The following is an 18062-nucleotide window of genomic DNA, read 5'->3' on the forward strand; positions in this document are numbered from 1 at the left end:
CCCCACAACCATTACGGTACAGGCGGTGGATGACGAGAGTGTGGAAGGTGACCATAACACTACCATCAGCTACGCCATTACCAACACCGGGGATGAGGTCAAATATCCTGATACTCTGATTATCCCACCCACCGAGATCACCATTACTGATAATGACGCAGATGCTGCTGGTAAAGTCCTGATCAGCGAGATTGCCTCTCTGACGGAAGGTGCAGAGCCACAGGAGTATACCATTGCTCTGGACACTGTTCCAGCTGGGGCAGTAGAAATCACCATTACTGCCGATGACAACAGTGAAATCAGTGTTGATGGAGAGAGCTTCGACAACGAAGTGGTGGTCAGCCTAAGTGATACTCTTGCTCAAACCATTACGGTACAGGCAGTGGATGACCAGAGTATAGAAGGTGAGCACACTAGCACTATCAGCTACGCCATTACCAACACCGAGGATGAGGCCAAATATCCTGATACTCTCGATATCCCATCCACTGAAATTACCATTACTGATAATGAGGCAGATGCTGCTGGTCAAGTGATCATCACCCCAATTTCTCCTCTGACGGAAGGGGGAGAGGCACAGGAGTATACTATTGCTCTGGACACTGTTCCAGCTGGGGCAGTAGAAATCACCATTACTGCCGATGACAACAGTGAAATCAGTGTTGATGGAGAGAGCTTCGACAACGAAGTGGTGGTCAGCCTAGTCGATACTGCTGCCAAAACCATTAAGGTAATGGCGGTGGATGACACCGTTGTCGAAGGTGAGCACACCAGCACCATCAGCTACGCCATTATCAACACCGGGGATGAGGTCAAATATCCATCAACTCTCAATATCCCATCCACCGAGATTACCATTACTGATAATGAGACTGTTACCACAACCCCAGAGATTATCATCAGTGAAAACCCAATACTATTTGAGGGTGGTACTGGTATCTACACTGTTGCGTTAACTAAACAGCCCCTTGGAGAAGTAGAAGTTACTATCAAAGCTGATGATCAAACTGAAATCAGTTTAGATGGAACTACCTTTGCTTCAGAGCAAGTGCTTACCTTCAATGAGGCAAAACTCCAAACTATCACAGTGCGAGGGCTGGATGATCAAGAGGTTGAAGGGGATCACGAAAGTACCATCAGCCACGAGATTACCAAATCCGAGGACAGTGTGAACTATCCCCTGGGCAATGTTGGGTTAGTCACTGCCAATATTTTTGATAATGACATCCCGATTGTCACGATCACTGCTAGTGACCTTGAGGCAGCGGAAAAAGACCAAGACCCAGGCAGCATCACCATCACTCGTTCCGGAGACACTAGTGAAGACCTTACTGTCAGTTACATGACTTTTGGTAGCACTGCTACCGCAGATGACTACAGTGAAACCCTCAATGGGTCAGTCACTATTGCCGCTGGTGAGTCTTCCGTCGAGCTGAAAATCACTCCAGAAATCGACTCCCGAATCGACGAAGGTGATGAAACTGTTAACCTGGTCTTAAATACCAGCGAAGATTATAACTTAGTTGGCAAAAGGTTTGCTCAGATTACCATTGCTGATGACACATCGTCAGTTCCTGACAATAGTACCAGGTTTGTCTGGCGTAATTCACTGACAGGAGAGAATAAGCTGTGGAAGATAGATGATACTCACCAGGTAAATACAGTTAGCCTTCCTGCGGAAAAAGATCTCAATTTGGAAATCCAAGGTACTGGAGACTTTGATGGCGACGGTGAAACGGATGATGTATTCTGGCTTAACAAAGTAACCGGAGCCATTAAATACTGGCAAGGGCAAGGTGACGAGATCAAGGAGGTGATTATTGAGTCTGGTGAGGTAGACCCCATGGAATGGGAAATCACCGAGTTTGCTGACTTTAACGGTGACCTCAAACATGATATTCTCGCCTACAACCGAGATACTGGAGAGGTTGCAATCTGGGAAATAGATGGTGACCAGCTGGTGAATAAGGGGAGCATTGAACGGGATGGTCAGGCTTTACTGATAGCCGAAGACAGTGGATGGGAAATCCACGGTGCTGGTAACTTCAGTGGTGGGGATCGAGATCAGATTCTGTGGTACAACCAGGATAGTGGACAGGTTGGCATATGGGAGATAAATGGCAACGAACTAGTCGATGCTGCCGTGGTAACACGAGACGATGAGCCGGTACTAGCACCATCATCAACTGGATGGCAAATCGAAGCTGTGGCGGACTTCAGCGGCGATGGCCAAGACCAGATTCTGTGGTACCACTCGGAGAGTGGACAGATTGCCACATGGCAGATGTCTAATAAGAAACTAGTCAAAGGTGACATCCTCACACGGGATGGTGAGCCCTTAGGAATACTAAGCTCAACTGGATGGAGCATTCAGGGTATTGCAGACGTAGATAATGACGGCAAGTATGATATTGTCTGGAACAACAATAATACTATTGCTTTTTGGCACTTGAATGGGTCTGAATTGAGGGATGCAATGGTCATCGACCAGCCACCCGAGGCTGGCTTCAACCCCAACCTTATCTAAGCTATACTGCACACGGTTATAACCTGAGCTGATTGACGATCAGAACTAGCCCCCCAAAACAGCGACCGTGGAAGCTATAGGGACTTGGTATCAGTAGTTCCAATCAGCTTAGCTGAAAAAACCCCTTACTCAGTAAGGGGTTTTTCTAGTTTTATCAACCTTTGTGTTCATCAACCCTTCTTGGGTGTGTTTCTCGTTTGAGAATTGCTGAAAAGGATTTGGCTTAAACGCGATCGCCAATTTCTGCCAACTCACGTCCACCAAAAATTGCTGAACTATGACAGTAGAACTTAAACTCCATTAAGTTATAAAATGGATCTTGGAGGAAGAAAGTGCGATGCTCTGTAAGTTGACCGGGAAAGCGGGTCTTGGGTTGCTCGTAGAAAGATAATTGTTTTTGTTTAGTACGGTAAAGTAAGGCTTCCCAATCAGCCAGGGATGTAAAAACTAACCCGAAATGTCTAGGATAAATACCCCGCTGAGGTGTCAGGGTTTCTTTGGTTAGGTGAGCCACGAGTTGATGACCGTATAAATTCAGAATCACCGCATGGCGAGATTCTCTACCGATTTCGCAGCCAAGTCCATCACCGTAGTAGACTTTAGTTTGCTCAATGTCGGTAACGGGAAATGCGAGATGAAATAGGACTGGTTTCATAAGTTTTGGTTTGAGGGGAAAACGGTTGAAGGTTTTAAAGGTTGAAGGTTGACGGTTGAAGGTTGAAGGTTTTGACGGTTGAAGGTTGAAGGTTTTGACGGTTGAAGGTTGAAGGTTTTGACGGTTGAAGGCAAAAGGGTTGAAGGTTGTTCTTGCCCAGGGATCTCTTGTAGGGTAGGTTGTTCGCGTAGCGTGGCCTTTTGGCCAAGGTTTTAAAGAAATTCAACTTTATTCAAGAATCTGACCTAATCTGGGATCCGGTTGCTTCAGTAGTGTGCTTTGTTATTGGTTTTTTGGATAATGGGGAATGGGTAATAGGGTATGAGTGCTGGGGTAATGGCTCGGAAGCAATTACAATTACCAATTATCAATTACCACTTACCAATTATCAATTACTAATTACCAATTAACCAATTACTAATTACCAATATAACTATTTTGCTATGCTTGATGATAGTCTTTCTTTAAATCCTTGGCTAGTTGCTGTTGCAGTGAACACAGTTTTCCTTGCCATGGTATGGATAGCCCCCAAAAAATTACTCACCCCTGCTGGGATTGTCCACGCTTGGATATTAGGCGTACTGATTTGGGGTACTCTGAGCTGGCCAGGTTACACAGTAGTCGGATTTTACTTTTTGGTAGGGTCTGGTGTCACCCGCATTGGTATGGCGCAAAAGGAAGCGGCAGGAATTGCGGAAAAGCGTTCCGGTGCTAGGGGACCAGAGAATGTTTGGGGTTCAGCACTGACTGGAGCGATTTGTGCCTTGGGTACCCTACTGGTGGATGCTCCTTACCAGCAGTTATTGTTACTGGGCTATGTTGCTAGTTTTGCTACTAAGCTGTCCGATACCACTGCCAGTGAGGTGGGTAAGGCTTACGGCAAACGGACTTTCCTGATTACTACCTTACAGCCAGTAGCCCGGGGAACAGAAGGAGCTGTAAGTCTTGAGGGAACCCTAGCTGGAGTAATTGCTTCAGCTGCGATCGCATTTGTGGGTTGGGGCGTTGGTTTGGTTAACTTGACAGGAGTATTTTTCTGTGTTATTGCTGCCTTCATCGCCACCAATCTGGAGAGTGTAATTGGTGCGACACTACAATCTAAATTAGAATGGTTGACCAATGAAGTCGTGAATATTATTAATACGATTATTGGTGCGATCGCTGTTGTGCTGTTAGCTCTAGCATGGCACTGGATCAGCCAGGTATGAAGCATGAAGCATGAAGCATGAAGTATGAAGTGTTAATTGCGAAGCATGAAGTGTTAATCGTGAAGTATTAAGGATGAAGGATGAAAACATACAACTTGCTAAGCAACTAATCAATCTAATAAATTGAGATAGCGTTAGACTTCCGACTTCCGAGTTCCCACTTTATACTTCATACTTCATACTTCATACTTTATTCAGATTTTGGTCCAAAGACCATCTGTAGAACCATTGGTTCACCATCATCGCGGTGATACCTATCTGCCCACTGGCGGATAATTTCATCTAACTCTTCCATGGCCTGATTGATTTTCTCTGGCGGGATATCTAGTTCCTCCAACCCTCGCATGACTTGCGGCTGACGCTCTGCCCAGTTTCTCATTAACCGGAAGTATCGCGCTGTTTCGTCAATCATGGTGTAGGTGCGGGCTTTGTCATCTACTGGCGAGTAATATGCATTGGTTAGAGCGTAGTAGGGTAAGCCACCGGTGTGATCGATTCTGGTGACAGTTCCTGAATAGGTTAAGCGACGCTTGATGTGTTCAGCTAGAGCTTCACTCAATGGCAGACGTCGCTCTGGTGGTAAGTCTTCTTGGGATCTCCGGTGGAGAAATTCTATTAATTCAAAGAATTGTAAGGAATTGATGATCTGGGCATCCGGCAGGTGATCTGGCAGCTTAATCTCAAGATTGCGCTTTTCTTCCAGGTCAAGGCTGGTGCCATTGATCCGAGATTGCCCTGGTTGCCAGGGATAGTGTTCCATCCAGACATAGGGAAACTGAATCAGATAGCGAGGTTCCTGAGACCCCAACATCTTGAGCAGTTTCCCTTCTGTTAACGCTTGTCGAACTTCCTCAACAATGACCTTTACCCGCTTTGGCTCAATGTGATGCAAATGCCCAGTCATGCGGATATTGCCATCTTGCTCCAGATAGGTCATGTAAATGGCACATTTGGCAGCGGTTGCTGCTGCATCTAAAAACGCCCCATGTCGGTGTCCACTCGTCCGCAGGGCGCTGAAAGCCAGGTATAGCATGATCTGATCCATTGCACTGGGGCTTAGGGTTTTGATCAGATCGGATTGGTTGATCATCTTAGGGGCAATCACATCTACTTCCGTTGGTTATCAAGCTTATTTAGTTTCATTTTTCCACACTAGAACTAACTCACTGTCATCGAAGAAAGCGAGCTGAGGTTGCTTGGCAGAAAATTGACCAATTAAGAGGCACCCTAATCATGTCTTATTCCAATATATTATATAAAATAAGCCAACTACAAGTACACTATATTGAATTAGCACTTTCCCACTGTAGCCCGCTACTCGTACCCAACAGTGGGATTGAAATGCAGCCAGATATGCCATCAAACGGAATCCAGTCAGTTGACTCTCACACAAGAGACACACGTCCGCTACCACGATGGGCGATCAGGGTAGTCGGAATTACTGGTGATGAGACAAATTTGTGGTTTTCTTTTCTTCCATAAGAAAAAATTTGTCCTGTTTGCTCTACTACACTGGGACAATCATTACTATAGTTTAGTGGTGCATTTGAGCCATGGGCAATCATCGGTAAATTAACCCCAAACCAGATGGTTAAAACAGTAATTAAAGCAAGAGTAGTGTAAATTCGCATAGCCTATATCCGTATAAATGTTCCTCTAATTACTGATACGGATGGCTCGCATATGGTTCAGGGAAAAATATAAACTATAATGAAATTTTAAAAAAAATACCGTTATTGTAAATACCTCGTGAAATTCTTTATTTAAAAAAAAAGTTTTGACGAACTTGTGTAAGTTTAGCGACTGTAATCCTTATATGAGAAGGATTTATCTCATGTTAACAATTTATTTATTTACCGCCATGAATGTTATTTAAAAAATTATAATTGCAATTACTTTGAATAAAAATAAGGATAGGTAATCCTGGTGATTATGGGTCTTTAAATAACTGCAAACTTGCTAAGTAGGCAAAGGGGATTACCTAGCAACCATTCACATTGCCAACGGCTTATGTAGCAATCCTAAATTATTTGTTAAAAATCCCCAATGGTAATATAATCGATTCTCTTCCGCTACTGCCGGTCTCTCCCCTTGTTTGGAAGTTTTACAACTCAAATGGAAGGCTGTATAAAGGAGCAGGTTTTTCTTGAATCCGTTCGGCAATCGGTCTAACCTTCTGAACCACATCAATTAAGTAATCATAATCAGGTGCTTTAGCATTGGGGATGTATCCTACTGATGCTGCCATGCTGCTGGAGGCAGATTCTAGTGCCTTGTGGATCTCCTGTTGTAGATTTCTCTCGACTGTTGGTCCGATCAGGATAGAACCACTTGGAATTTTATGAGAATCTATATATAAAATCCGGAACCTAGTCTGACTAAAGTCTAGGCGGTAGCGTTGCAACTCTTCTAAAGACAAAGCTCCAGCGACTACCTCCTCAGAGGCAATCCACTCTAAGACTTGTTTTGGTGTGGGGGCAAAACGCACTTCCGCTAGGGTCAGACCGTAGAGATTGTAGATGGGCAGATAATATCCTGTGGCAGAACCAGGTTGACCTAAAGCAATGACTTTACCCGCTAGTTCAGTCAAGTCTTGGATGGGGCTTTCGAGTTTTACTACGATCACTGAGCGTGACTTTTTGACTCCTTCGAGAGGTAGCACTGGTATGTACTGTGCCTCAGCAATGGCGATGGCTGCTAAACCAGGAGGAGCAAATACTATAGACAACTTGCTCTGCTTAATCAAAGTTAGTGCTCTGCGCTCGTTGTAAATCGGTTCTAATTCTATAATCATCTTAAGTCGAGCACCAAGATATTCGATTAACTTTGAGTATGGCTCTATAAAGCGATCGCTTTCCCCGTAACTTACGATCCCAATACTTAATTTCCCTAGCATAGGAGTATCGGGTGAGTTACAAGCTGTGAAAATCAATATAAGATTCAACAAGAATAGACGGCGGGAAAACATAATTAATTACCTTAAGAACTAAAACAGCTGTGGCACTAATGATACTATGGGAGATGGCTAATGTTAAAAAAACTTAATTTAGGAATCAAGCTAAACTTACTATTGCTATCCATTTTTATAGGACTTGTACTGACTGGTGGCTTGGTTTTGTCTCAACTTTTAGAAGGCTATGGGGAAAAAGTCGTAACTGACCAAGCCCTAATTCTGATCGAAACCATGGGTTCGGTGCGGGAGTATACCAATAATCAAGTGAATCCAGAATTAGCTGAACGATTAGAAAATGAAGACAGATTTTTACCCCAAACAGTACCTGCTTATTCAGCTCGTGAAGTTTTTGAAAATTTACGTAAACGTGAGCAATATCGTGATTTTTTCTATAAAGAAGCGACCCTTAATCCAACTAACCTCAGAGATAAAGCTGATAGTTTCGAGACTGAAATCGTGGAGAGTTTTCGACAGCAGCCAGAGCTAACAGAAAAAACCGGTTTTCGCTCCCTTCCTAGTGGAAAAATTTTTTATGTTGCCCGTCCTCTCGCTGTTTCTGAAAAAAGCTGTTTACGATGCCACAGTACTCCTGAAGCCGCCCCTGCTAGCCAAATTGCTACCTACGGTGATGAGCATGGTTTTGGTTGGAAGTTCGATGAAATTGTTGGTGCCAAAATTGTATCAGTTCCAGCGTTTAAAATCTTTAATTATGCTAAGCAGTTACAGGTATTGGTGATTGGGATTATTACTGGTTTTTTCCTGGTAGCAATCTTGCTGATTAATCGTTTCCTAAAGGTATCGGTGACCAAACCTCTTAAGCAGATGGCTCAATTAGCTAAGGAAGTTAGTACTGGCAATATGGCTGGAGAATTTGACCATGATTCAGATGATGAAATTGGTATACTCGCCAAATCTCTGAATCGGATGAAAGTTAGTTTAGAAATGGCGATGAATATGCTGAATTCAGAAACTAATTAGTAATCCAAAATTACTAATTGCTTGCTCAACTGATGCCTGAAGGATTACTAAGTATTACTTATATAGCACTACCCATTGAGATTAGGAATGTCCTAATCTCCGAAACTTAGTCATAGCTTACTTCTGACTTCTGACTTCTCACTTCTGACTTGCGCGTAGCGCTATAACTGACCCGATGACATTAAACGCCGTTGAAAGTCTTGGGCATATTTTTGATTGGGAATTTGTTGAGATAAAGCTTTTACAAATTCTTGGGCGGAAGAGTTAGGATGCTGGACAAGAGTACGCTGGCAGACAATGGTAGCCATCGGGCCAATTAACTCAGCGAGTTCCTGTTGGCAAAGAGCTACAAAATTGGGGTCTAGTAAATTACTATTCCGATTAGGGGCAGAAGAAATTGGCAGTGCTGTAGGACCAACCCAGGGTTGAGTTGTACTGGCTGGCCGTCTTGGGGAAGAACCATTACTGATTCTTGACTTATGGCTTTTTGTTTCTTTGGAGGCTTGGCTAGTTTTGGTATGGAAAGGTATCTTGGTGGGATACAACGCATTGTTAATATCTACTAACTGCTGATAAATTTCTTCAGCAGTTTGGGGACGCTGATTGGGTAAACGAGCCATCAGATAGTCGAGGAAATCTGCCAGTTGTGGCAAAATATTCGGAACACTGTCGCGCCAGCTTAACTCATCATTATAGGATTCATAAAATTTACTCGGGTCTTGACCAGTGAGTAGATAAACAAAGGTGCGCCCCAAAGCAAAAAAGTCTGATTGGGGGACTGCCTGACCGTTAAGCTGCTCTAGTGGTGTATACCCTGCGGAAACTACCCCTGTTACCATACCAGTGGCTTTTTTGGTCACAAAGGTACCTGTAATTTCCCGGGCAGTGCCAAAGTCAATTAACACCAGTTGTCCATCTGTCCTGAGCATAATGTTAGAGGGCTTGATATCCCGATGGAAAAAGTTATGACTGTGTACTGCCTGTAAGATGGTAGCTAGCTGGATCAGCCACCGAATGGCAATTTTCTGGTCAATGGGAGCACCCCGCTTTTGGATGTATTGCTTTAGATTCAATCCTTCAATCTTTTCCATCACCAGACAATGAACTGGCTCGTCGCTGTTTCTGGGGTAGACTGTGAAGTAGGCATCAGGTTCTACTTTGGGAATGCCACTATTCTCTAGTCGGCCGAGGACTTCGGCTTCTCTTTGGAATAGTTCAATATACTTGGGACTATTCTTAATGAGAACTTTCAGAACTCTAGGGTTGCCTTGACGATCAACAATTTCATAGGTTTTGCCAAAACCGCCATTTCCCAGTTGACTGATCACTCGATAGCGCCCTTCCAGCAACAACTCAGAATTACAACTCTGACAGAATAGTTTACTGTCAGGGTTGCGGGGATTTGAGCAGTTGGGATTAATGCACAGACTCATCAGAAGCACGCTGGTACAGGAGGAAGGTAGGAGCAGGTACAGGACTTAGGCATAAAGTCAATAGAGTTCTAGCAACAGTCAATTTTTGCTAGGTATCTATATTTACTTATCTGGTCAGCCGTGGCAATTTATGCACCCACCATGTCACAACAAGTTTTACACATGATATTTTAAAGGGCTATTTGGATTTTAGGTTTCCAACCTGAGGAGATGGTTGTTTAGTTGTTTGGTTGAAGGTTGAAGGTTGAAGGTTGAAGGTTGTTTGGTTGAAGATTGAAGGTTGAAGGTTGTTTGGTTGAAGGTTTAATCACCTGTAACCTGTAACCTGTAACCTGTAACCTGTAACCTGTAACCTGTAACCTTCAACCTGTAACCTTCAACCTGTAACCTGTAACCTGTAACCTGTAACCTTCAACCTGTAACCTTCAACCTGTAACCTTCAACCTGTAACCTTTAACTTTTATAGCTTCCCCGGAATTAAGTATCCCACTGTAGGCGATACAGTTGCAGGGGCTGGTCTTTACCTTTAACCTTAACCGGGGACATTTTTTCCAACGGTAGAGTTTTATCCCTCAGCTTGTCGAAGGTGCTTTGGGAAATTAGAATTTCTCCCTCCTGAGCGGCACTACAGATGCGGCTAGTAACATTGGTAGTGTCACCGATAGTAGCGTATTGAATCAGCTTGTGTGAACCGATATTACCTGCTGCTACTTTGCCAGTATTTAGTCCAATGTGGATTTCAATCTCTAAATTGCGCCGCTGGAACCAATCCTGATTTAGGTGAATAACTGCTCGTTGCATTGCGATCGCAGCTTGGACGGCTCGGTCAGCATCGTCCGGTTGGCAATAGGGGGCTCCCCACACAGCCAGTAAGGCATCCCCAATATATTTTTCTAAAGTGCCTTCGTATTTAAACACAATATCCTCTACCATCACCTGGAAGTATTCATTGAGCATCTCAATCACTTGGCGTGGCTTCATCCGAGAGGACATTTGGGTAAATTTACTGATGTCGGCAAACAGGGCGGTTACTTCGGTATCTATAATTTCTAAGTGGCCTTCTTCCTTGAGCTTTTTACTCACAGCTTCCGGAAAGAAAAGCTCAAATTTACTCCGCATTACTGCTTCTTCCTGCATCTTCTGGTAAAGTTGAGCATTGTCAATTGCGATCGCAGCTTGGTTAGCTAGAGCCGTCAAAAACTCCAAGTCTTCTTGAGAATAAATATTGGCTCTAGAGAGATTATCCGCATACAATACCCCAATCACTTCCTCTCTCGGTTTTAGAGGTACACACATGGAGGCATGGATTTCTTGCTGGAGCACTGACTGGGAATTACTGAATCGTTGGTCAATGGCAGCATCAGCAATTAAAACCCCATCCCCCTTCTGGTGTACGAAATTGGTAATTCGTTTGCTATAAAATCGCTCATGGGTGGGTATGCCTGTTCGGGAGTTGACAGCTTTTTCCTCTAGCATTCCCGTGTCTTGATTAACCATGAGGATGATTGCCCGGTCTACATTCATAATCTCGAACAGCAGGTCAAGAATTTTTCTCAACAAGTGATCAGGCTCATCGGGAGAGGAAAGTTGCTTACTCACCTCCAATAAGATTTTTAACTTGTCTACTGAGCGTTGACCTGTCTCTTGCTCTCGCAGCTTCAGGGCTGAGCCTTTATAAGTTAAACTGTCATGGTGCAGTAATTCCTGAATTTCGACACGGGTTTGTTCTGGGGATAACCTGCTGACAATCGAAAAGTTGGAATCATTATCCTTCAAGATATTTGGGGTGATTCTGCCATCATCACTCACAAATTCAAAGATTACACTGCCCAGACGTATTAAGTCTCCGTCTTTGAGTTCACACTGGTCAATTTTGGCGTCATTAACAAACGTGTGATTTAGGCTACCTAAGTCTTTTAGGATAACCCGATCATTCGTGATTGTAACCTGAGCATGATGGCGGGAAAGACTTTTATGGATTACGGTAATACTATTATTTATTTCCCGTCCTATGGTATTGGCTCCACTGCTCAATTTATAACTTTCTTGGTTATTCGGCTCTGATTTAGCAATTAAATACGGCACAATCTAGCTCTCGTCATTAGTTCTTATCTCAGTTAAGTATAATCGACTAAATTATCAAACTACTAATTTAAGGTTCTAAGTAGTCGGACATAAATTTTGATCACTGTATTAAGAAATATTACTTAGACTCAAACCCTTACTGCTCCGAAGCTCCCTGCTCCGTTCGCGTTCGCGCAGCGTCGGGCAAAGCCCAAAAGCGTAGCCCACGGCCTTAGCTACCTGCTCCGAAGTCCTCACAGTTAACTTTAATTGTGTCCGACTACTTAGGACTAGGTTTAATGGCTAAGGGGGTTCTGACAAGCCTATTTAGCAAGGAGGTTATCAAATGCCCCTGTTGTAACTAATACCTAACACCTAATACCTAGAATTTGTGGTCTGACCTAGTTTCCTAGCTCCGCGTCAAGCACTGAGGCTGTCAACTGCTTGTATTTTACCTAATGCCTAATGCCTAATCCCTAACCCCTAATCTCTAATCCCTAACACCATTACCCTAAATGCCTAATCCCTAACCCCTAAATGCCTAATGTCTAATCCCTAACCCCTAAGCTCTAATCCCTAGAATTTGGTTGATAACTGTTTTAAAAACTGGTGAGATAAATTTCGTGGTAGTAGGATAAAACTTGATATTAGGTTAACACTTGCTTGACTGGTAGTTTATAGGGCAATGGGTTGACGATTTTTAAAAGTATATCAAACTATTAAGCCATTTTGGCAAAAATAAGTCATAGTGAAAATACTTAGTTATAATCAAAGAATTGGAAGTACTATCCCCATTGGGGGGAGGAGGAAGCCATGGGGATCGCTACAGTTAACCCAGCAACCGGGGAAACCATCAAAACCTTTGAGCCAGAGAGTCCGTCGTCGATTGCGACCAAGCTAGCAGTTGCCCAAGAGGCGTTTGAGCAATACTGCCAAACATCAATGGAGCAAAGAGCAGAGTGGCTAAACGCAGCGGCGGAGATTGTAGAGCGGGATCGAGTCAAATTCGGCACGCTGATGACCACGGAGATGGGAAAACCCCTCAAAAGTGCGATCGCAGAAGCGCAAAAATGTGCTTTGGTTTGTCGGTACTACGCTGAACACGCAGCTGAATTCCTAGCAGATGTCCCAGCCTATACCGATGCCACCCAAAGCTTTGTGCGCTACCAACCTCTAGGAGTAATTCTAGCAGTCATGCCCTGGAATTTTCCATTTTGGCAAGTCTTCCGTTTTGCTGCTCCAGCATTGATGGCGGGAAATGTGGGGTTGCTAAAACACGCCTCTAATGTGCCTCAATGCGCCTTAGCCCTTGAGCAAATCTTTGTTGAAGCAGGATTTCCCGAAGGGGTGTTTGGGACCTTACTGATTGGTGCTGACCAAGTAGAGGCAGTAATTCAGGATCCACGGGTCAAAGCTGCCACCCTAACTGGTAGTGAGCTAGCAGGAGCAGCTTTAGCCGCAGCGGCTGGGACACAAATCAAGAAAACTGTCCTGGAACTAGGGGGAAGTGACCCGTTTATTGTCCTAGAAAGTGCCGATTTAGAAGCAGCAGCTACCACGGGTGTGACTGCTAGGATGCTCAATAACGGTCAATCATGTATTGCAGCGAAACGGTTTATTGTGGTGGACGCAGTAGCCGAGGACTTTCAGCAACGCCTACTGGACAAATTCCAAGCCTTGAAAGTGGGAGATCCCATGGCGGAAGATACCGATATTGGCCCATTGGCAACCCCTGGTATTCTTAGAGACTTAGACCAACAGGTACAAGCCTGCATTGAACAAGGGGCAAAGGTTCTTATCGGTGGCCATCCTTTAAGCGATCGCGCTGGTAACTTCTACCCCCCCACAATTCTAACTGACTTCCCACCAGGCACTCCAGCTGATAACGAAGAATTTTTTGGCCCTGTTGCCCTATTGTTTAGAGTTCCGGATATTGATGCTGCTATTAAGCTTGCCAATTCCACAGTATTTGGATTAGGAGCTAGTGCCTGGACAACCAATGAGGAGCAAATCCCCAGGCTGATTGATGAACTTGAAGCTGGAGCAGTGTTTATCAATGGCTTAGTCAAATCCGACCCCCGTTTACCCTTCGGTGGCATCAAACGTTCTGGCTATGGGCGAGAACTAAGCATTCAAGGGATACATGAGTTCGTAAACATCAAAACTGTTTGGGTGAAGTAAAAATCCTAGGTATTAGGCTAAAACCATTAGTAAGCATTCAGCTATCAGCTAAAGGCCTACGGCCACGCTACGCGAACAGCTAAAGGCCTACGGCCACGCTACGCGAACAGTCTATGCGCTACAGATGGTGCTACTTGAGGTGCTATCAGCCGTGCTTATGGGTCAAGTCCCAGCGTCGAAGCCTGTGCCACACTAGTTGAGGTACTTTTGAATAAAATAAGCTGACAGCTGACGGCTGACTGCTGAATGCTTACAACCATTAGCCTAATACCATTAGCCTAAAACCATTAGCCTATAGCAATTCTATTTGAATCCTGAACAGTGATAGTTACTACTGACGGATTTTCTGACTCAGGACTCAGGACTCAGCACTATTCTTAAAATTAACCTTGTTGGTGAGGCTATCTGTGTATCCGTCCCTGTGGTGCTGGTGAAGGGGAAAATAGGAAGTTTTTATGTAACATTTTTAACTTTTTTACATCAATTTTTGACTGTTAACTTTTATTAAAGTTCCCCGGATAGAAGCCAGAATGGCTATACAACTCAGTATTCCCGTTCTTTGATAGTTATCAAAAGCTTATCAAAGGCTGCTTTAACATTGCTCGATCCCTACTGACTTCTGAAAAATTGGGATGCACCGGATCTCAAATGCTAAATCCTTGTCTTGATGCAGTCGCTCATGGGGGAAACCCCCAAGACCGCTTAGGTGCGCTTTCCGTTGGCGAATTAAATTCGCCACGGGTCGCACCTCTGCATCGCTTGTCATGAACTAATAACAAATATGGACGAAGGCTAATAGAAAAAGCTAAAAAGGAATCTCAAAAGAAATCTAAACAGGAATTTTTACAATCAAAGATTATTTTGATACCAAAACTATATATACCAGGGATGATTAGATATGGGTGACATGAATACCGCTGAACTATTGGTAAATTGCTTAGAAAACGAAGGAGTCGAGTACGTTTTTGGACTACCTGGAGAAGAAAATCTCCATGTTCTAGAAGCTCTTAGACATTCTTCAATTCAATTTATTACCACTCGTCATGAACAGGGAGCAGCCTTTATGGCAGACGTTTACGGACGGCTGACAGGAAAGGCTGGAGTTTGCCTGTCTACCCTTGGTCCAGGGGCAACTAACTTAATGACTGGGGTTGCTGATGCCAATTTGGATGGAGCACCTCTAGTAGCGATAACTGGTCAGGTGGGAACAGACCGGATGCATATTGAGTCCCACCAGTACTTGGATTTGGTGGCAATGTTTGCTCCAGTGACTAAGTGGAACCGGCAAATTGTCCGCCCTGATACGACCGCAGAAATTGTCCGTAAAGCGTTTAAACTCGCTCAGACCGAAAAACCAGGAGCGGTACACATAGATTTGCCAGAAAACATTGCGGCCATGCCAGTCAATAGCCAACCCCTAGGCAAAGATGGTCGGGAAAAAACCTTTGCGTCTTTCCGTAGTTTGGGTAAGGCAGCTGTGGCAATTTCTAAGGCGAAAAATCCCCTAATCTTGGCGGGTAATGGCGCAATTCGTGCTAATGCTGCTGAAGCCCTAACCCAATTTGCCACCCGGATGAATATTCCAGTGGTCAATAGCTTCATGGGTAAAGGGTGTATTCCTTATACTCATCCCCTGGCCTTGTGGACCCTGGGATTACAACAACGGGACCACATCACCTGTGCTTTTGAGCAATCGGATTTGGTGATTGCGGTGGGATATGATTTGATTGAATATTCTCCGAAAAAGTGGAATCCAGAGGGCAAGATTCCCATTATTCATATCGGTGCCAGTCCAGCAGAAATTGATAAAAGCTACATTCCTTTAGTGGAGGTAGTGGGGGATATTTCTGACTCTCTCAAGGAAATTATGAAGCAGGGAGACCGGGAAGGTAAACCGATACCATCCGCTGCTGAACTGCGGTCGGAAATCCGAGAGGACTACGAACAGTATGCTAATGATGAAGGCTTTCCGATCAAGCCGCAAAAACTGATCTATGACCTACGCCAGGTCATGGAACCAGAAGATATTGTGATCTCTGATGTAGGAGCTCACAAGATGTGGATGGCTCGTCAGTACCATTGTGATTGTCCCAATACCTGTATCATTTCTAATGGTTTCGCAGCCATGGGGATTGCTTTGCCAGGAGCAGTAGCGGCTAAGCTGGTTTACCCAGATCGGAATATCGTGGCAGTGACTGGTGATGGGGGCTTTATGATGAATTGCCAGGAACTTGAAACAGCACTAAGAGTAGGGACTGCCTTTGTGACACTGATTTTCAATGATGGTGGCTATGGCTTGATTGATTGGAAGCAACAAAATCACTTTGGTGAGTCGGCTTTTGTGAATTTTGGCAATCCAGATTTTGTCAAATTTGCTGAAAGTATGGGACTAAAAGGCTATCGTGTCAATTCAGTGGATGAGTTGATTCCTACCCTACAAGAAGCATTAGCTCAAGATGTGCCTACGGTGATTGATTGTCCGGTGGACTATGGCGAAAACCTACGCTTTAGCCAAAAGACTGGTGGTTTAACTTGCAAGATTTAAGGTTATTTGGGTTTAAGGTTGTTGAAGGTTGTTCGCGTAGCGTGGCCTTTTGGCCAAGGTTGTTCGCGTAGCGTGGCCTTTTGGCCAAGGTTGTTGAAGGTTGAAGGTTTAAGGTTGTTGAAGGTTGAAGGTTTAAGGTTGTTGAAGGTTGAAGGTTGAAGGTTGAAGGTTGGAGGTTGTTGAAGGTTGGAGGTTGTTGAAGGTTGAAGGTTGAAGGTTGAAGGTTGTTGAAGGTTGCAGGTTGCTGAAGGTTGTTGAAGGTTGTTGAAGGTTGCAGGTTGGAGGTTGCAGGTTGAAGGTTGCAGGTTGCTGAAGGTTGTTGAAGGTTGTTGAAGGTTGCAGGTTGGAGGTTGCAGGTTGAAGGTTGCAGGTTGTTGAAGGTTGCAGGTTGGAGGTTGCAGGTTGAAGGTTGCAGGTTGAAGGTTGAAGGTTGCAGGTTGCAGGTTGCAGGTTGCAGGTTGCAGGTTCTAATCTTCAAGTTGTTAACCCTCTGTTCCCTGTTCCCTGTTCCCTCAACAGTAAATAACTTTCAACCTACCCTACAAGGGATGCCCAGGGCAAACAACCGGTTAACTTTCAACCGGTTAACCTTCAACAGTGAAGAACCTTCAACAGTGAAGAACCTTCAACCGGTTAACTTTCAACTTGTTAACTTTCAACTTGTTAACTTTCAACCTGTTAACCTTCAACTTGTTAACCTACCCTACGGGAACGCCTTTGGCGAACAACCGGTTAACCTTCAACCGGTTAACCTTCAAAAAACCTTTGCGCCACAATGGCGAGACAGCAGGAATTTATATAGTTATCTTAAATTAAATACAACTAGGTTGGTTTCAACAACCAATCATTACATCAATAAATTTGGCACTAGAGAGTTAATCGAGTAAGAATAGGTGAAGGATTTTACTCTGGATTGGCAAAGTCTACTTTACCCTTCACCAAACCTCTAGGGTTTAGGAACAAAACTCTTCCTAACTGGGAAGGGAAACTGCTTTACTGGCTGCGGAACGAATAACTAAACTTTGGGCGATATATATATGATTGCCCTGATGTTTAATGCCTACCCATAATCGTCATTACTGGATCGATTCTCTAGAGCTAATTTCACCCAAATTAAACCTTTTGAAAAGGGAGAGTACTCAATATGGATGAGATGGAAATTTATAATCAGCGTCCTGCTGGTTCGGCTCTGTTTTCAACTTCGGAAAGCTTCATCGATTCTATCAAAGATTTGGACTTCATGACAGATGTGTCGGAAGATCAGCTCAACAAGATTGAAGGAGGTGACGACAGTAGCGGACGCCGCCGCAAACGCCGCCCCGCTAACATCAAAGACTTTAATGACTTTTTCGGCAATGGCCAGCCTATTATCATTAGTAATGACGTGAACTTGGAAGGGATCGCGATCCCTAAGAAGGGTGGTACTGCAGTCGTTAACCAAAACGTTAACATTTTCAACAAATTTATCTTCATAATTCCAGGATTCTTTCAGAAGCGTGGTGGTAGCTCTAGTTAATA

The 18062-nt window shown here is 44.1% G+C and carries 16 protein-coding genes; 7 read left to right on the forward strand and 9 right to left on the reverse strand.

From position 1 onward, the window contains the following. A partial coding sequence (locus tag F6K37_RS01110; RefSeq protein ID WP_287247607.1) for a Calx-beta domain-containing protein occupies positions 1 to 2527 on the forward strand: 2527 nt, incomplete at its 5' end. 223 nt (positions 2528 to 2750) lie between these two features. Here F6K37_RS01110 and F6K37_RS01115 read toward each other — a convergent pair. Beyond that, complete coding sequence (locus F6K37_RS01115; protein WP_008186652.1) at positions 2751 to 3182, reverse strand: VOC family protein; 432 nt, start codon at positions 3180 to 3182, stop codon at positions 2751 to 2753. Positions 3183 to 3216: 34 nt separating this feature from the next. Continuing rightward, the gene (locus F6K37_RS01120) at positions 3217 to 3390 is read right to left on the reverse strand and encodes a hypothetical protein (protein ID WP_154659852.1); all 174 of its coding nucleotides are present in this window, start codon (positions 3388 to 3390) and stop codon (positions 3217 to 3219) included. A 235-nt stretch (positions 3391 to 3625) separates the two neighbouring features. On the opposite strand from F6K37_RS01120, the gene F6K37_RS01125 reads away from it, so the two are divergent. Further along, entirely contained in the window at positions 3626 to 4390 is a 765-nt protein-coding gene (locus tag F6K37_RS01125) for a TIGR00297 family protein (RefSeq protein WP_008186648.1), read from the forward strand. Positions 4391 to 4580: 190 nt separating this feature from the next. Here the strand turns inward: F6K37_RS01125 and hetR are convergent, their stop codons facing one another. The 3 genes from hetR to F6K37_RS01140 form a co-directional block, all read right to left on the reverse strand. Beyond that, complete coding sequence (hetR, locus tag F6K37_RS01130) at positions 4581 to 5480, reverse strand: heterocyst differentiation master regulator HetR (RefSeq protein ID WP_287247612.1); 900 nt, start codon at positions 5478 to 5480, stop codon at positions 4581 to 4583. Between the two features lie 295 nt (positions 5481 to 5775). Further along, entirely contained in the window at positions 5776 to 6021 is a 246-nt protein-coding gene (locus tag F6K37_RS01135; RefSeq protein WP_008186642.1) for a hypothetical protein, read from the reverse strand. A 473-nt stretch (positions 6022 to 6494) separates the two neighbouring features. Then, a complete protein-coding gene (locus tag F6K37_RS01140; RefSeq protein WP_287247616.1) occupies positions 6495 to 7358 on the reverse strand; it encodes a phosphate/phosphite/phosphonate ABC transporter substrate-binding protein in 864 nt (287 codons plus the stop codon). A gap of 60 nt (positions 7359 to 7418) precedes the next feature. Here F6K37_RS01140 and F6K37_RS01145 point away from each other — a divergent pair, with 60 nt between their 5' ends. Continuing rightward, positions 7419 to 8321 carry a c-type heme family protein gene (locus tag F6K37_RS01145; protein WP_287247617.1) on the forward strand — a complete coding sequence of 301 codons (903 nt, stop codon included), beginning with the start codon at positions 7419 to 7421 and terminating at the stop codon, positions 8319 to 8321. Between the two features lie 161 nt (positions 8322 to 8482). Here the strand turns inward: F6K37_RS01145 and F6K37_RS01150 are convergent, their stop codons facing one another. Both F6K37_RS01150 and F6K37_RS01155 read right to left on the reverse strand, forming a co-directional pair. Beyond that, entirely contained in the window at positions 8483 to 9754 is a 1272-nt protein-coding gene (locus F6K37_RS01150; protein ID WP_044492365.1) for a serine/threonine protein kinase, read from the reverse strand. 477 nt (positions 9755 to 10231) lie between these two features. Further along, a complete protein-coding gene (locus F6K37_RS01155) occupies positions 10232 to 11839 on the reverse strand; it encodes an adenylate/guanylate cyclase domain-containing protein (RefSeq protein WP_287247619.1) in 1608 nt (535 codons plus the stop codon). A 792-nt stretch (positions 11840 to 12631) separates the two neighbouring features. Here F6K37_RS01155 and F6K37_RS01160 point away from each other — a divergent pair. Next, positions 12632 to 13999 (forward strand): NAD-dependent succinate-semialdehyde dehydrogenase, encoded by a 1368-nt coding sequence (locus F6K37_RS01160; RefSeq protein WP_287247621.1) that lies wholly within the window; start codon positions 12632 to 12634, stop codon positions 13997 to 13999. 592 nt (positions 14000 to 14591) lie between these two features. On the opposite strand, the gene F6K37_RS01165 is transcribed toward F6K37_RS01160, so the two are convergent. Continuing rightward, positions 14592 to 14738, reverse strand: a complete 147-nt coding sequence (locus F6K37_RS01165; protein WP_154659688.1) for a hypothetical protein — start codon at positions 14736 to 14738, stop codon at positions 14592 to 14594. A 159-nt stretch (positions 14739 to 14897) separates the two neighbouring features. Here F6K37_RS01165 and F6K37_RS01170 point away from each other — a divergent pair, with 159 nt between their 5' ends. Next, positions 14898 to 16544, forward strand: a complete 1647-nt coding sequence (locus tag F6K37_RS01170) for an acetolactate synthase large subunit (protein ID WP_287247623.1) — start codon at positions 14898 to 14900, stop codon at positions 16542 to 16544. Here the strand turns inward: F6K37_RS01170 and F6K37_RS01175 are convergent. Continuing rightward, the gene (locus F6K37_RS01175; protein WP_287247625.1) at positions 16507 to 17022 is read right to left on the reverse strand and encodes a hypothetical protein; all 516 of its coding nucleotides are present in this window, start codon (positions 17020 to 17022) and stop codon (positions 16507 to 16509) included. The two genes, F6K37_RS01170 and F6K37_RS01175, sit on opposite strands and share 38 nt — an antisense overlap. Between F6K37_RS01175 and F6K37_RS01180 the strand changes: the two genes are divergently transcribed. Beyond that, positions 17003 to 17431 carry a hypothetical protein gene (locus F6K37_RS01180; protein ID WP_287247626.1) on the forward strand — a complete coding sequence of 143 codons (429 nt, stop codon included), beginning with the start codon at positions 17003 to 17005 and terminating at the stop codon, positions 17429 to 17431. The two genes, F6K37_RS01175 and F6K37_RS01180, sit on opposite strands and share 20 nt — an antisense overlap. Positions 17432 to 17688: 257 nt before the next feature. Beyond that, positions 17689 to 18060, forward strand: a complete 372-nt coding sequence (locus F6K37_RS01185; RefSeq protein WP_008180363.1) for a hypothetical protein — start codon at positions 17689 to 17691, stop codon at positions 18058 to 18060. Positions 18061 to 18062: the final 2 nt, after the last annotated feature.

The sequence above is a fragment of the Moorena sp. SIO4E2 genome, from assembly GCF_010671945.1.
Classification (GTDB): Bacteria; Cyanobacteriota; Cyanobacteriia; order Cyanobacteriales; family Coleofasciculaceae; genus Moorena; species Moorena producens.